Source organism: Aquabacterium commune, assembly GCF_004362855.1.
In the GTDB taxonomy this organism is placed as follows: Bacteria; Pseudomonadota; Gammaproteobacteria; order Burkholderiales; family Burkholderiaceae_C; genus Aquabacterium; species Aquabacterium commune.
On record NZ_SNXW01000006.1, the window covers coordinates 56004 to 70506 of the forward strand.

Consider the following 14503-nt stretch of genomic DNA (forward strand, 5'->3'; position numbering starts at 1 on the left):
TGTTTGTGCAGCGCAGCGTGCTTGCCACGCCACTTGCTGCTGTCCCTGGGGCCCCTGCTTCAGCTGGGCGTGACCATGGTGCGCGGCTGGCGCTGCTTCCACCAGGCGGCAAGGTGATCGGCCACGCGGCTGGCCGTCATGCCATCCCAGAACTTTGGCAGGCGGCCTTTTTTGCCACCGCCGCGGATGATTTCCGCCACAGCGCGGTGAATCAGGCTGCTGTTGCGCCCGACCGCGATGTTCGTGCCTTGCTCGACCGTGATGCGACGTTCCGTGTAGTTGTGCAGCGTCAGGCAAGGCACACCCAGGATGGTGGCCTCTTCCTGCACGGTGGACGAATCGGTGAGCACGCAGGCGGCGGTGCCGATCAGGCCCATCATTTTGAAGTAGGGCACGATGGGCAGCAGCGCGATCTGGCTGCCAGGCGCGTCGCTGAGCAAGTGGTTCGACTGGATGAGCGAACGTGTGGTTTCGCTGGCCACCCAGATCAGCGGCATGTCACGGCCGATTGATTTCAGGATGGCGGTGAGCTCCGCCAGGGCTTGCACCTGTTGCGATGGTCCCTGGCTCTGCAGATACACCACGCCGTAGCCTCGCCCTGCCTTGAGCAGTTCGGGCGACTGGTTGAACTGGCGCAGGGTGTACTTTGGCGGAGAGGCCTGCGGCAGCATGGCGCGCATGGTGTCCATCATGAGGTTGCCGGCAAACACGACGCGGTCGGCGGGGATGCCCTCGCGCGTGAGGTTGTCGTGCGCCACCCATTCGGAGGTCAACAGCAGGTCGGCCATGTGGTCGCACATCATGGCGTTGATCTCTTGCGGGCGGCTGCGGTCGAAGCTGCGCAAGCCTGCTTCCAGGTGCAGGATGGGGATGCCCTGGCGGTGGGCGGCCAGGCTGGCGGCCATGGCAGCGTCGTCGCCGTTCTGAACGATCACGGCGGCGGGCCTGAACTCACCCAGGACGTGGTCCAGCTGGCGCATGGCGTCGGCGGTTTGGGCCACGGGCGTGCCAGCGGGCACACGCATCTGCACATCCGGTGCGCGCAGGCCCATGTGCTCGCACCAGTCGCTGGTGAGCTCGAACCGTCCGGGCGCATCGATCATCAGCCACTTGAGCGCGGGCAGGTCCTGGCGGCTGGCAAAGGCCTTTTGCAAGGCGGCGGCGCGGACGCAGCAGGTGCGCGAACTGGCGATCAGCAGCAAAAATGCCTGGTCCGTGTGGGCGTGGACCGTGGGCGCGAACAACTCGTTGCGGAACTGCGGCTGAGTTGGCAAGGGCAGCACGCTGTCTGTCAGCGTGGGCATGGACAGGTGCGACGGCAGACCCTGTTGCAGACCTGCCTGCATGCTGGTGGCTGTGACGTCGCTGGCCAGGTGGGCGGGTGTTGACCCCATCACTGGCGGCGGACTGAGCGTGGCTTCGCCAATCTCGGCGCGGATTTCCAGCGCGATGCGCGCCACATCGGCCGCCGTGATCTCGTTGCCTTCGGCCAGGAAGGTGGCCAGCAGGATCCGGTTGCACAACAGGTTGATGCGGCGAGGGATGCCCGAGGTCCACTGGTAGATCTCGTCGAAGGCGTCGTCATCGAAATGCGGGCGATTGTCCCAGCCGACCTTGCGCAGGCGGTGCTCGATGTAGCTGCGCGTTTCCTCCCGGTCCATCGGCCCCAGGTGGTAGGACGCGATGACGCGCTGGCGCAACTGTTCCAGGCTGCGCGACAGCAGCATGTCGCGCAACTCGGGCTGACCGATCAGGAAGCTTTGCAGCAGCGCCTGGTTGCCGAACTGGAAGTTCGACAGCATGCGCAGCTCTTCGATGGCGTCGCGGCTCAGATTCTGCGCCTCGTCCACGATGAGCACGGCGCGCTTGTTCTGCGTGGCCAGCAGCGTGAGGTAGGCCTCCAGGGTGGCTATCAGCTCGGCCTTGCTCTGGCCCTTGAGTGGCACGCCAAAGGCCGTGATGGCCGAGCGCAGCAGATCGCCTGCTTCCAGCTGGGTGCTGACCAACTGGGCTGCTACCACTTTCTCGTTGTCGATGTCGCTCAACAAGGTGCGCACCAGCGTGGTCTTGCCCGCGCCGATGTCACCCGTGACCACGATGAAGCCTTCGGCCTGGTACAGACCGAATTTCAGGTAGGAGAGGGCGCTGCTGTGCCCCCGGCTGTCAAAGAAGAAGCTGGGGTCCGGGTTGAGCAGGAAGGGTGCGCCGGTGAGGCCGAAATACGACTCGTACATGGGGCCGGATCCTCAGAAGCGGTGTTCCAGGCCGGCGAACACGACGTTCTCCGTGATGGCTTCGCCAGAAGTGCTGATGACAGTGCGCTGGCGACGCAGGCCGCCGACAAGCTGTGTGCGTGGTGACAGCATCGAGCTCAGGCTCAAGCGCATGCCCGTCTCGCGCGAGGAGGTTGTTGTGCCCAAGAGGGTGTTCAGGATGCGGGCGCGGCTGATGCGCAGGCCCATGGTGAGTGTGGTCGAGGGCGTCATGCGGTGGTTGATTTGCGTGTCCGCATACCGCTCTCGGGTTTCATTGCCGGGGCCAAGCAGGCTGGAGAAGGCGTCCCCTGCCAAAGGGCGCGACATGGTTTGTCCTGCGGAGACCAGCAGCACGCTTCGCGTGCCCATGAGGGCCGCACGAGCAACGGTGGCCTGTCGCACCTGTGCATTGAGGTCGTAGAGGTCGCGCGTTGAGCCCAATTGCCGAGGCAGGTTGCGCTGCGTGATCATGTCGTTGACAGCTTTGCTGCGCTCTGCCTCGTTGGGGATGCGCGAAGTCAGCAAAGCGTCCAGCAGGGCCTGGGTTGAGCCCCCGGTGACCAGACCGTTGCCCACCGGGCTGGTGTAAGTGCTGATCTGGCGGTTGCTGCTCAACCCGAGAGACAGCATCGGCGTGCGGTGCGACGCTTCCGCTTCCCAACTCCGCCCGAAGAAGCGCTCTTCGACCAGTGCCTTGACCTGAGTGCGTTGGGACGGGCGCCATTCAAATTGTGCGCCTTTGACCGTGTCGCGGAATTGCTGCAGCAGTGCCTGGTTGGACTCCCGACCCAGCACCAGACCGACTTCCAGTTCGGGACTCAAGGCGTAGAGGGCCGTGCCCTTGACCAAGCGTTGCACGTAGATGGATTGCGCCTGGCCATCGGCCTGGGTGTCCTGATAACGTGCGCTCAGGACGTAGCCTGCGCGACTGGGGCGGCGCGAGATGTTCAGGCTGGCACCGTTGGTGTTGGTGTTGGGGCGGTTGCTCAGCCCATCGCTGTTGGCGGTGGAGTGCAGTTGGGTGCGTTCCAGCCTTGCGCGCAACAGCGTTTGTGGATCCAGCGCGCGTTCCAGGAAGGGACTGACCTGCACGCGGGTGTTGGTGTAGGTGTCTGCCGTGCTGATGGACGCGGACTGTGCCGAGGTGAATTGAGACTTGACCTGATCAGCGGCAACGCTGGCGTCCAGTCCCCAGCCCTGACGGGCCACCTCGGTGTGCAATGCCAGACGCCCATTGGGCAGCAGCCTGTCCGTCTGCGTGTTGCCAAGGTAGTTGACCGACGAGAGCTGCATCTGGCCCGTCACCGTGCTGTTGGCGCCGCGGTATGCCAGGGACACCCCCGGGGAGATCGACACGATGGTGTCGCTCTGGCGACGGGAAGATGTTGTTTGCGTCGCGTTGTCAGAATGGCTGATCTGCGCCCCCAGGGTGGGGGTGAAGATGGGGGCTGCTCCCTGGGGGGGCTGCGCGGCGGCTACCGCAGGTGTTTGTGCCTGGGTTTGTCCCTGTGCGTGCGCGCTGTAGGCCAGCACGATCACGCCGCAGGCCAGCCTGGCGGCTGTGCATCTGGCGTCACGGAGCGTAGTAGCCATATGCATTGCTCCCTTTGGGGCCCCGGTATTTGTTGAGCATGGACAGCACGACTGGGTGGCTTTCCACTGTGGCAAAGGCCTGCTTGATGGTGTTGATCGGAGTCTGGTTGGCTTCAACGACCATGACGACCTGCCCCATGTGTGATGCCAGCACCCGCGATTCGGTCGTGGACAGCAAGGGCGGCGTGTCAAAAATCACCACCCGGTCCGAGTACTTGCTGGCCAACTCTTGCAAGAGTTTGTCCATGTTGTCGCTGGCCAGCAGCTCTGTGGAGCGCGAACTCGCCGTGCCCGCGGGCAGCAAGGTGAGCTTGGGAATGTTGGTGCGCAGCAGGACGTCGGTGAGTTGAGTCTGGGATGAGTCCAGCAAGTCCAGAAGGCCTTTGGCTGCAGTCACACCCAGGCGCTCCAGCGCCGAGGGGCGCAGCACATCGGCTTCGACCAGCAGCACGGTGTGGTCCAGTTCCATGGCGATGCTGACAGCCAGGTTCAATGCTGTTTGGGTTTTGCCCTCGCTGGGCATCGCACTGGTCACCATGATGAGGTTGGCGCGGTCAGGGCGCATCCCAGCCTGTCCGCGCAAGTTTTCCAGCAAAGGCCGTTTGACGATGCGGAACTCTTCCTCGAGCTGCGACCGCGGTTGCCCGGGGACCAGCAAGCCAGCGCGGCGCATGCGCGCCAGATCGACCGTGATGTCCCTGCTGCGGCGGTCATCGGGCTGTCCCAGTGCGTGGGCTTGCGTCGGCAAGGGAAGGGGCGTCGCCCGCGACTCTGCTGCGTTCGTCGCCGGTGTGGCTTGCGTGCCAAGCGCACTGGACGCTGTCTGGATGTCCGACTGCACGTCGACGCCAGCGCGGCGCAATTGTTCGAGCCTTTTGGCGGCTTGTTCGATCGTGTTCATGCGCACCTCAGGACAGCCACTGTTGTTTGACGACGAGCAGCCAGGTCATGTTGACCAGGGCGAACAAGCCGCAAGCGATCAGGAAATTCCGGCGATCCCGGCCGACATCGACGGTCATCTCCGGGCTCAGCACCATGGACACGCTGCCCAGCACCGGCCGTCCGCCGATCTCGCGCAACTGGCGCGCATCCTGGACGGTCGGAAAAACTTGCGTCATGGCGAAAGCCACACCCAAGCCTGCGCCCAGTGCTGCCAGCACGCCCAGCACGGCAACCATCATGCGGCTGGGTTTGGCGGGTGTTGGCGACACCCGCGGAGGCTCCACCACGCGAAACTCGGCCACTTTGGTGGTCAGGTCGATTTTTTCGCCGAGTGACGCTGATTCGCGGCGTGCCACCAATTGCTCATAGTTCTTGCGAACGATGTCGTAGTCGCGGTTGAGTTGGGCCAATTCCGCTTCGACCTGCGGCATTTTGCCGGCCATGGCACGGGCCTGGTCCAGCTGACCTTGCTGCGCGCCAAGCTGTCCGCGCAGGGATGCCACCTTGGCCTCTGCTTCGGCCAGCGCCACGCGGATGCGCTGGAACACCGGGCTGGTCGGGGCTGGTGCTCTGCCACTGGCCTTGCGGGATTCCTGCTCGGTGCGACGCTGCTGCTCCAACTGCGCAATGGTGCGTCGGGCCGCCACCACGTCAGGGTGTTGGTCGGTGTAGCGGCGCAGCAGGTCGTCCAACAGGCGGCGCTGTGCATCCAGTCGCGACTCCGTCTCGGTCTGCTGTGCGCCTGCGCCTGCCATCATGGCCTCTGGCGGGATGGTGGGGTCTTCGGTGGAGAGTTCCCGGCGCAAGGCGTCGCGCGAGCGCTCTGCAGCCTGCAACTCCACGCGCAGGCGGTTGACCTCGTCGGTTCCACTGGAGATGCGGCCGAAGAAGTCGGTGTTTGACGTGCCGGTCAGGCCGAAATTGCGCAGCTTGAATTCCTTGACCCGGTTTTCCGATGCGCTCAGCTTTTCCTCGTAGGACCTGATCTGCTCGTCCAGGAAGCGGCGGGCCTGCTCCGAGTCGCGCTGCTTGTCGGTCACACCGGACGACACGAACAGCGACACCAGTTCGCCCACGATGATCTGCGCGCGCTGGGGGTTGATGTCCCGGTAAGTGATGGAAAACAGGTTGGCGTCGCCGCTGGGCGCCACCTTGATTTCCTTCGTCAGCCTGTCGATGGTGCGGTCTCGGTCCACTTCACTGAGGTTGTTCAGGCCGGCGCGGGGTGATTTGATGAGCTGCTCCACGTTGGGGCGGCTGATCAGCGTGCGCGCCAGCATGCGCACCTGTTGGTCCACATCGGGTTGGAAGGCGAGGCCACTCATCAGCGGCTTGAGCACCGTCTGGGTGTCCACGAACACCTTGGCCGAAGCCTCGTAGCGGTCGCGGATGACCAAGGTCACGGCTGCCATGGCCATCACGGCGACAACCCAGGCGGCGGCCATGCCGATCCAGCGTCGCTGCCACATGGCCACGAGCACGCCGGAGACTTGTCGGAGGAGATCGTCCATACAGCTTGATTCAGAGTGGGGGAGTCAGCCCTGGCGCACAGCAGGCACAGGGCCATCGGACATCAGAACCAGCTCTGCGGGATGATGAGGATGTCACCGGGCTTCATGTCCACGTTGGCCGAAATGTCGCCGCGACGCAGCAAGTCTTTGATCCGCACGCTGTACTGCTTGCTGTTCTCTGAACCGCGCACCAGCACGGCATTGTTGCCGTCGGCAAAATCAGTGAGCCCACCGACCTGGATCATCACGTCCAGCAGCGTCATGTTCTGGCGGAACGCCACAGCCTGGGGTTTGGCTGCCTCACCCACGATGCGGACCTGAGCAGAGGTCTCGCCGAGGGCGCGGTTGACCACCACGGTGACCACGGGCTCGCGGATGTATTTGCCCAATGCCGCTTCGATCTGGCGCGAGAGGTCGTCAGGGCGACGGCCCGCTGCTGGCAGATTTTCCACCAGTGGCAAGGAAATCTTGCCATCAGGGCGGACAGTGACGGTGGCCGACAGGTCGGGGTTGCGCCAGACCACCACGGAGAGTTCGTCGAGCGCACCGATCTGGTAGCCCTGGGTTTTGTCATCTGCTGCGACACGCTGCGGCGCGGGCGGCAGATTGAAGGTGCTGCCGCACCCGGTGGCCAGCAAGGTTGCGCACAGGGCCAGCAAAACGCCAGCACGGCCGATGATTTTGCGAGTGGTGAAAGTCATAGGGTCTTCTTTCGGCAGTTCTGCGGATTTCCGAAGTTCGGTGGCCTTGGCGCAATCGGCTGAGCCGGTGCAGCCATTTCGATGGGAAAACTGGTCTGACATCATGCGCCAGTTTCATGACGTGATCTGATTCGGGAGAAACAAGCGTGGCGCGTGAACGCCAGGGGGGCGCCTCCCGCCTCCAGCATACCGAACTCGCCCCACGCGGTGTTAGAGTCCGAGACAGCTTATCCGGTGCTGCGTGAGGCAGGCTTGTGCGGCCTGCTTCATGAGCGACGGATGTCATGTCTGCGCAACAATTTGGAATAGCGATGAACCTGGTGGTAGTGGGGGTGGGGGCTGCGGCTTTGGCGGCTGGAGCGGTGCTTTTGCGCGAAATTCGCCAGAAGCACATCCAGACGTGGCTGTGGTCCTATCTCAGGCGCGACTGGGCGCACGGCAAGGCGCCTGCTGGGCAAACGCGCCATCTCATGTTCTGTTTTGTCGATCATTTCGAGCCGCAATACCAGCAGCCCAGCTATGAAATCGAATGCGCCCGCGTGGCGCGTTGGCGCCAGGAATACCCGGCCTTGTGCGAGGGCCTGCGAGACGCTGACGGGCGGCAACCCATCCATTCTTTTTTCTACCCGGAAGAGGAATACCGCCCTGAGCACATCAATCCGCTGGTCGAGTTGTGCCGAATGGGCCTTGGTGAAATCGAGGTGCACCTGCACCACCATCACGACACGGACGCGGGTTTGCGTGAAAAGCTGCGCCGCTTCACCGGCATCCTGGCGGATCAGCATGACGCGCTGCCCAGGGACCCCGAGACCGGTCAGCTCCGTTGGGCGTTCATCCATGGCAACTGGGCACTGGACAATGCGCATCCCCGTGGCGACGGGTATTGCTGCGGGGTCAACAACGAATTGATCATCCTCAGGGAAGAGGGCTGCTACGCCGACTTCACTTTCCCCGCTGCGCCGGACCCTTGTCAGCCGCCCACGATCAATCAGATCTACTACGCCAAGGACGATCCCGATGCGCCCCGTTCGCACGATCGTGGGCGCCGTGTGAGCGTGGGCGGATCGCCATGGGGCGACCTCATGCTGATCCAGGGCCCTCTGGGCTTCAACATGGCGTCGCGCAAATTCGGTTTGATCCCTCGCATCGAGAACGCCGATGTCCGCACCAGCTGCCCGCCCTCACCAGACCGCGTGGATGCCTGGGTGAACATGGGCATCCAGGTCGAAGGACGCCCGGAATGGGTGTTTGTGAAGGTCCACACGCATGGCACCCAGGAGCGTGACACCGACACCCTGCTGGGGCAGCCGATGCGGGAGGCCTTTGAGTACATGCAGCGCCGCTACAACGATGGGCGCGAGTGGAAACTCCACTACGTGAGCGCGCGCGAGATGTACAACATCGTCAAAGCCGCCGAAGCCGGCGAGCAGGGTGATCCAGGAGACTACCGCGACCATGTGATCCCCCGTCCGCGCTACGGCGTCAGCCCCCAGGCTGCAGTTTGATCTGAGCGGCGTTCAGGTCTTTTCCCATTGAAGGTCGAGGCGGCCTGATGCGAATTGCAGACCTGCCTGCATGGCAGTCCAGTTGAGTTCGACGAAGACGGTGGCGAACGCAATCAACCTGCTTTTGCGCCAGGTCTGCGACCGCATGCCTATCAAGGCGGCGGTGTAGAAGGCCACCTGTGCTGCGGCCAGGCACTGCACCCAGCCGGTGCTCGACAGCAAGCTGCTGATCAGGGCGCAGACCATCGCGTAGGGCACGGCCAAGCGGAACACCTTGTGCGACAGGAACTGCAGCCAGATGGGGTTGCCGCGCGGCGAGAACAGCCAGGGGTGGCGGGCAAAGCTCTGAAAGTTGCCGCCCAGTGTGCGCAGTTTGCGTTTGCGCTCACCTGCCATGTCGTTCTGGAGCTCATCGAAGACCAGCGACCGTCCGTCGAGCAGCACCCGCTGGCCTTGTCGTGCGATCTGCATGGGGATCTCGAAGTCGTCCAGCAGCGTGCCGGGCGCCAAGGGCACGAAGTAGGGCGTCTTGATCGCGTAAAACGCCCCCGTGGCACCCACCACCGAGCGCCAGCGGCTCTCGGATTTGCGGATCCACTTTTCGTAGCGCCAGTACAGGCCGATGTTGGCCGCCACCTGGGTGCCTGGATCGACATGGGTCAACTCTCCACTGACCGCGCCCACGCCGGGCTGCACCAAGGTGGACACCAGCAGGCGCAGCGATTGCCGCTCAGCGGTCTGGCGCATGTCGCAAAACAACACCACTGGGGTCTTGGCCCGCGCCATGGCCGCGTTCAGCGCGTGTGCCTTGCCGCCCCGCTCGGCGTGTTCGATGACCTGCACGCCCGGGAACTGGCGCAGCAACTCTGCGGTGCGGTCACTGGAGCCATCGGAGACGAACAACAGGTGCAGTTTGTCCTGGGGGTAATCCAGGCAGCGCAGGTTGTCGATGCGGCGTTGAACCCTTGCCGCTTCGTTGTGCGCCGAAATCACGACCGTGACCTCCGGGCAGGCATCGTCGGGCAAAGGCGGGGCGCATTCGTCCGGTTGGGTGCGGCTCAGTGCCCAGATCCCTGCCGGGTAGGCCGCATAGGTATAAGCAATGAATGACGCCGCTGCGAGGAAAATCTGATCGGGTGTGCTCATATCGGGGCTTGTTTTACCGGACACATTCGAGCGCTATGGTATGCCCGCAACGGTTTGCCTGAGGAAGAATAATGCCTTGCTCTGCCAGTTTGCATTCCCTTGCATGGGGTGGTCGGCTTTCAGCCTGTGGCCTGTATGCTTGCGCGGTTTCCCGCGATGCCCATGAATGATGGTTCGCGATGATGCCGGCCCATGGGGCTGCCGGCTGTTGTTTTTCACCAGGGGAAAATGTGCTGAAGATTGCGGTGGTGGGGTGCGGGAAAATCGCTGACGGGCACGTGGAACAAGTGCGAGCCACAGGGCGGGGGGATGTCGTCGCCGTTTGTGACCTGGAGCCCTTGATGGTCGAGCAACTCGCCGTGCGCATGGGCGTCGCGGGTCGCTACACCGACATCCACAAGATGCTGGCCGAGGTGAAGCCAGATGTGGTGCACATCGCCACGCCGCCGGACTCGCATGTGTTCCTTGCCACCACGGCCCTGCGCGCGGGTTGCCACGTTTTCGTGGAGAAGCCGTTTGCCCTGACGGAAACCGAGGCCCGCAAGATCACCGATTGCGCGGCAGAAGTCGGGCGCAGGGTGTGCGTGAACTACCTTTACAACTACGAGCCTCCGGCGCTGGAACTTGAGCGCCTGATGGCCGTTCGCGCACTGGGCGAAGTCGTTCACCTGGACACCCAGTACGGCTACAACCTGGCCGGTGACTATGGCCTGGCGGTCATGTCGGACCCGGACCATTGGGTGCACCGTTTGCCCGGCAAGCTGTTCCACAATGTGCTGGACCATGTCCTCGCCAAAGTGATGATGCACATCGAAGACGATTGCGAGGTGCAGGTGATGTCGTTCCGGCGCCGTGCCGCCTCAGGAGATCCGGTGCTCGACGCCTTGCACGATGAGTTGCGCTTCATGCTGCGCAGCCAGAACGTGACTGTTTCGGGCACCGTCAGCGCGCACGGCAAACCCAGTGCCCACACCCTGAAGGTGGTGGGCTCGCGCGACTCGGTGGAGCTCGATTACACGGCCCGCACGCTGGTGCACAGCGCCAACTGGGCCCAGCCAGCGTCGGTGGGGCGCTTGTTCCCGGCCTTTGTGCAGGCCCGGCAGTTCTGGCGCAACGGCTGGCGCAACGTGGGCTTGTTTCGGCGCCACGAATACCACTATTTCCAGTGCATGCGTGTGCTGCTCAACCGCTTCTACGACGCTGTAGAGAACCAAGGCGCGGACCCGATTCCTGCCCAGCACATCCTGCGGGTGTGCCGTGTGATTGATCTACTGGTGGATGGCATGGAGGCTAGGGCATGACGGTGTTGGTGACGGGTGCAGGCGGCTTCCTCGGGCGCCGGATCGTGGACAGCCTGCTGAGGCAGGGCGTGACATCGGTGCGTGTGCATGCGCGCCGTGCCGTGCCGGAAGAGCTGCTGCAAGGATGGCGTCAGGCGTACCCGGGCGCCGAGGTGAGCGTGGTGCTGGCCAACCTCCTTTCCCGCGGCAAGCTGGCGCATGTGGTCGAAGGCGTCGATTGCATCGTTCACGCTGCCGCAGGCATGAAGGGTGCAGCTGCCGACATGTTCGCCAACACGGTGCTGACCACCCGCAACCTGCTGGAAGCGGCCACGGCGGCGCATGTCAGGCGCATCGTGCTGGTGAGTTCTTTCTCGGTGTTCGATGCGGCCCCCTTGCCCAAGGGCAGTGTGCTGGACGAGCGCACGCCGATCGAAAAAGTGGGTGTGGAGCGCGGGCCTTACGGTTATGCGAAAACCCGCCAGGAGCACTTGTTCAACGAGTTCCAGCGCGAGAGCGGCTTCGAGTCGGTCATCCTGCGCCCCGGTGTCATCTACGGCCCGGGCGGTGGGGCGATGTCTTCGCGCGTCGGCATCAAAGCCATGGGCTTGTTCGTGTCCCTGGGTGGCAGCGCGACCCTGCCCTTGACCTACGTTGACAACTGCGCGGATGCGGTTGCCACAGCGGCTTTGAAAGCGCCCGCGGGCAGCGTGTTCAGTCTGGTCGATGACGACCTGCCGACCTGCAGCGCTTACCTCCAGGCCTACCGCAAGCAGGTGGAGCCGCTGCGCTGCATCCCTTTGCCTTATCCGTTGTTCATGCTGGCCTCGCGCATGCTGGTGTGGTACCACAGGCGCTCCAAGGGTCAGTTGCCGGCCTTGTTCACGCCTTATGTGGTGGCCTCGATGTACAAGCCGCTGCGTTACAGCAACCAGGCGCTGCGTGGCATCGGTTGGGCGCCGCGCGTTCCCACCTCGGAGGGCTTGAAGCGCGCGTTCGCCCACTTCCGCGAAGAACTGCAGCGCAAGCGATGACAGTCGCGCGAGGGGCGCTGCAAGGCCTGGGGTCCTGCCGGTGAGGCGTCAGCGCTTGATCAGGGCGGCGTCGTAAACCCGGCCATAAGCTTGCGCCAAGGCTTCGGAGGAGGCGTGGGCGCGCACCCATTGTGCGGCCGCGGCGCCCAAGCGCGCGCGCAGGGCTGAGTCCGCCAGCAGGCGCGACAGCGCGCCTGCGAGGGCGTCGTTGTCATCGGGTGCAACCAGCAAGCCCGTCTGGTCGTCCACGATGATTTCCGGGTTGCCGCCCACCCGCGTGGCCACCACGGCCAAGCCTGTGGCGCAGGCTTCCAGCAGTGCGATCGACAGCCCTTCGGTTTGCGAGGGCAGCGCGAACACATCGAAGGCGCCCAGCAGTGCGCTCACATGGCTGCGTTGACCCGCCAGGACGACGTGTTCCTGAAGCCCCTTGGCCGCCACCTGCTGGCGCAGAGCCTCTGCCTGAACGCCATCGCCCACGATCACCAGGCGCAGGTGAGGGTGCTGTTGCAGCAGCGCCGGCATGACATCCACCATGCGGTGGTGGTTCTTGAGTGGGACGAGCCGGCCGACGCAGCCAATGACGAGGGCCGTGTCGTTCAGGCCCAGTTGCTGGCGTGCGGCTGGTCTGTTGGTGCCATCGCTTGCAAAGCGCGCAACCGGGATGCCATTGAGCACCGTGTGCGCCTTGTCGGCCGGGACCAGGCCCGTTGCAAGGTGGCGTTGGTGCACCTGCGCGCCGACCATGGCCACGCACCGCGTGCGGGTCAAAGAGAGCTGAAACAGTGTCTTCAGCCGGCGGTTCTGCAAGCGTGCGCCCATGTCATGCAGGGTGCAGACCTGTGCCACCCCCAGACCGATGGTGGCCAGCGCCGCATGGTAGTTGGGGACGAAGTTGTGGGCGTGCACCACATCGGCCCGGGCATCGCGCACGCAGGCGCGCAACAGCGACAGGGTGTGCCAGTCGAGGGAGCGCCGCTTGTGCCCCTCGGTGACGGGGATGCCCGCGTCCAGGAGTTCCTGTTTGAGGCCTTCGGTGGCCGCGATGCTGAAGACGCGCACGCTGTGTCCCAGTGCTGCTTGTGCCTGGGCCAGATCGACTGTCACGCGCTCCAGGCCTCCGACCTCCAGGGAGTCCACCACGTGAACGATGCGCAGGGGGCGAGGGGCGGCGTCGGGCGCAGGGGGCGTCATGGCCAAATGCTACACTGAGTTTCACAGGTGACTTGGCGTAGGCTTGACGTGAGGCGCCACCCTGCCAAGGGGCTGCGGCCCCCCGATCGTGTCCTCGTCTCATTGCGCAATGGCATCGCACACTCCGATCACAAGCCGCGTACAGCACATGCTGTACCACCACCGAACACAGGGCAAAGCCGTCGAGGGCGTGCACATCCGGGGCATCACCGACGCCATGCGTGCCGAGGGCGTGAAGGTGGACATCATCTCGCTGCCCGGCGCCGACCCCTACTCGACGCCCAAGGCCATGTCGCCTACCAGCCAGGCCACCTGGTTGATGAAGCTGGTGTCCCAGTTTCCCGAACCCTTGTTCGAGTTGGCGGAGTTGGGCTACAACCTGATGGCCGGCTGGCGCCTGATGCAGTTCTTCCGCCGCAACCCGGGCCTCACCTTCGTCTATGAGCGCTACTCCCTGTTCATGTTCGTGACGGTGCTGCTATGCCGCCTGCGCGGCCTGCCCATCATCCTGGAAGTCAACGACTCTGCGGCCGTGGAGCGCGTGAGGCCCTTGTTTTTCAAGCGCCTGGCCATGGCCATTGAGCGCTGGGTTTTCCGCAAGGCCGATGGTCTGGTGTTCGTGTCGTCCGTGTTTCGCGACCGTGCGGTGCAGGTGCACGGCCACATCGCGCCCACCATCATCACGCCGAACGCAGCCAACATCGCCCAGTTCACGTTCACGCAGGCCCAGCGCGACGAGGCCCGACAGCACTGGGGTCTGGAAGGCCATGTGGTGTGCGGCTACCTGGGTGCTTTCGTGCCGTGGCATGCCATTGACCAGTTCGTGTACCGCATTGCCGAGGCGCTCAAGGTCAATCCTCACCTCAAGCTCTTGCTGGTGGGCGACGGGGCCAAGTTCGACGAGGTCAAGCAGTTCGTGCAGGACAAAGGCCTGTCCAGCCAGATCGTGATGGTGGGGCGCGTGCCCCATGACCGCGTGCCCGGCTTGCTGGCTGCCATGGACATGGCCATCCTGCCCAGTGCGGGCGATTACACCTCTCCGGTGAAGCTGTTCGAGTTCATGGCTTGCGGCGTGCCGCCGATTGCCCCTGATTTCGCGCCGATCCGCGAAGTGCTCAAACCCGGTGTGACGGGCTGGATGTTCCCGGCCGGCCAGCTCGACGAAGCGGTGGCACAGGTCATTGCCAGAAGCCAGGACAAGGCTGCGCTGGCCAGTGTGGGTCAGGCGGCACGTGGCTACATCGCCGAGCATCGCCAGTGGCGTCACAACATCGTGCAGCTGACCGACTTCCTGGTCAGCCTCACCGACAAGGGGCGGGCTGCCACCACCCGCTGACGCGGG

The 14503-nt window shown here is 64.2% G+C and carries 11 protein-coding genes; 4 read left to right on the top strand and 7 right to left on the bottom strand.

The window, feature by feature from the left end:
• Positions 1-59 precede the first annotated feature (59 nt).
• The 5 genes from EV672_RS11185 to EV672_RS11205 form a co-directional block, all read right to left on the bottom strand.
• Positions 60-2234, bottom strand: a complete 2175-nt coding sequence (locus EV672_RS11185; RefSeq protein WP_133609228.1) for an XrtA/PEP-CTERM system-associated ATPase — start codon at positions 2232-2234, stop codon at positions 60-62.
• A gap of 12 nt (positions 2235-2246) precedes the next feature.
• Positions 2247-3848 carry a TIGR03016 family PEP-CTERM system-associated outer membrane protein gene (locus EV672_RS11190; RefSeq protein WP_166643547.1) on the bottom strand — a complete coding sequence of 534 codons (1602 nt, stop codon included), beginning with the start codon at positions 3846-3848 and terminating at the stop codon, positions 2247-2249.
• Entirely contained in the window at positions 3829-4749 is a 921-nt protein-coding gene (locus EV672_RS11195; RefSeq protein WP_133609232.1) for an XrtA-associated tyrosine autokinase, read from the bottom strand. Before EV672_RS11195 ends, EV672_RS11190 begins: the two co-directional genes overlap by 20 nt.
• A gap of 7 nt (positions 4750-4756) precedes the next feature.
• Positions 4757-6301 (bottom strand): XrtA system polysaccharide chain length determinant, encoded by a 1545-nt coding sequence (locus EV672_RS11200; RefSeq protein WP_133609234.1) that lies wholly within the window; start codon positions 6299-6301, stop codon positions 4757-4759.
• 62 nt (positions 6302-6363) lie between these two features.
• On the bottom strand, positions 6364-7002 hold the full coding sequence (locus tag EV672_RS11205; protein ID WP_133609236.1) for an XrtA/PEP-CTERM system exopolysaccharide export protein: 639 nt from the start codon (positions 7000-7002) through the stop codon (positions 6364-6366).
• A 311-nt stretch (positions 7003-7313) separates the two neighbouring features.
• Between EV672_RS11205 and EV672_RS11210 the strand changes: the two genes are divergently transcribed.
• On the top strand, positions 7314-8507 hold the full coding sequence (locus EV672_RS11210) for a hypothetical protein (protein ID WP_208110762.1): 1194 nt from the start codon (positions 7314-7316) through the stop codon (positions 8505-8507).
• A 12-nt stretch (positions 8508-8519) separates the two neighbouring features.
• On the opposite strand, the gene EV672_RS11215 is transcribed toward EV672_RS11210, so the two are convergent.
• Positions 8520-9653 (bottom strand): glycosyltransferase family 2 protein, encoded by a 1134-nt coding sequence (locus EV672_RS11215; protein WP_133609238.1) that lies wholly within the window; start codon positions 9651-9653, stop codon positions 8520-8522.
• Positions 9654-9835: 182 nt separating this feature from the next.
• Here EV672_RS11215 and EV672_RS11220 point away from each other — a divergent pair, with 182 nt between their 5' ends.
• Positions 9836-10954, top strand: a complete 1119-nt coding sequence (locus EV672_RS11220; protein ID WP_243738665.1) for a Gfo/Idh/MocA family protein — start codon at positions 9836-9838, stop codon at positions 10952-10954.
• Positions 10951-11967 (top strand): NAD-dependent epimerase/dehydratase family protein, encoded by a 1017-nt coding sequence (locus EV672_RS11225; RefSeq protein WP_133609242.1) that lies wholly within the window; start codon positions 10951-10953, stop codon positions 11965-11967. The genes EV672_RS11220 and EV672_RS11225 overlap by 4 nt, the downstream gene beginning before the upstream one ends.
• 48 nt (positions 11968-12015) lie before the next feature.
• On the opposite strand, the gene EV672_RS11230 is transcribed toward EV672_RS11225, so the two are convergent.
• Positions 12016-13161, bottom strand: coding sequence for a glycosyltransferase (locus EV672_RS11230; RefSeq protein WP_133609244.1), 1146 nt, complete (start codon positions 13159-13161; stop codon positions 12016-12018).
• A gap of 148 nt (positions 13162-13309) precedes the next feature.
• Here EV672_RS11230 and EV672_RS11235 point away from each other — a divergent pair, with 148 nt between their 5' ends.
• The gene (locus EV672_RS11235) at positions 13310-14497 is read left to right on the top strand and encodes a glycosyltransferase family 4 protein (protein WP_166643549.1); all 1188 of its coding nucleotides are present in this window, start codon (positions 13310-13312) and stop codon (positions 14495-14497) included.
• Positions 14498-14503 lie beyond the last annotated feature (6 nt).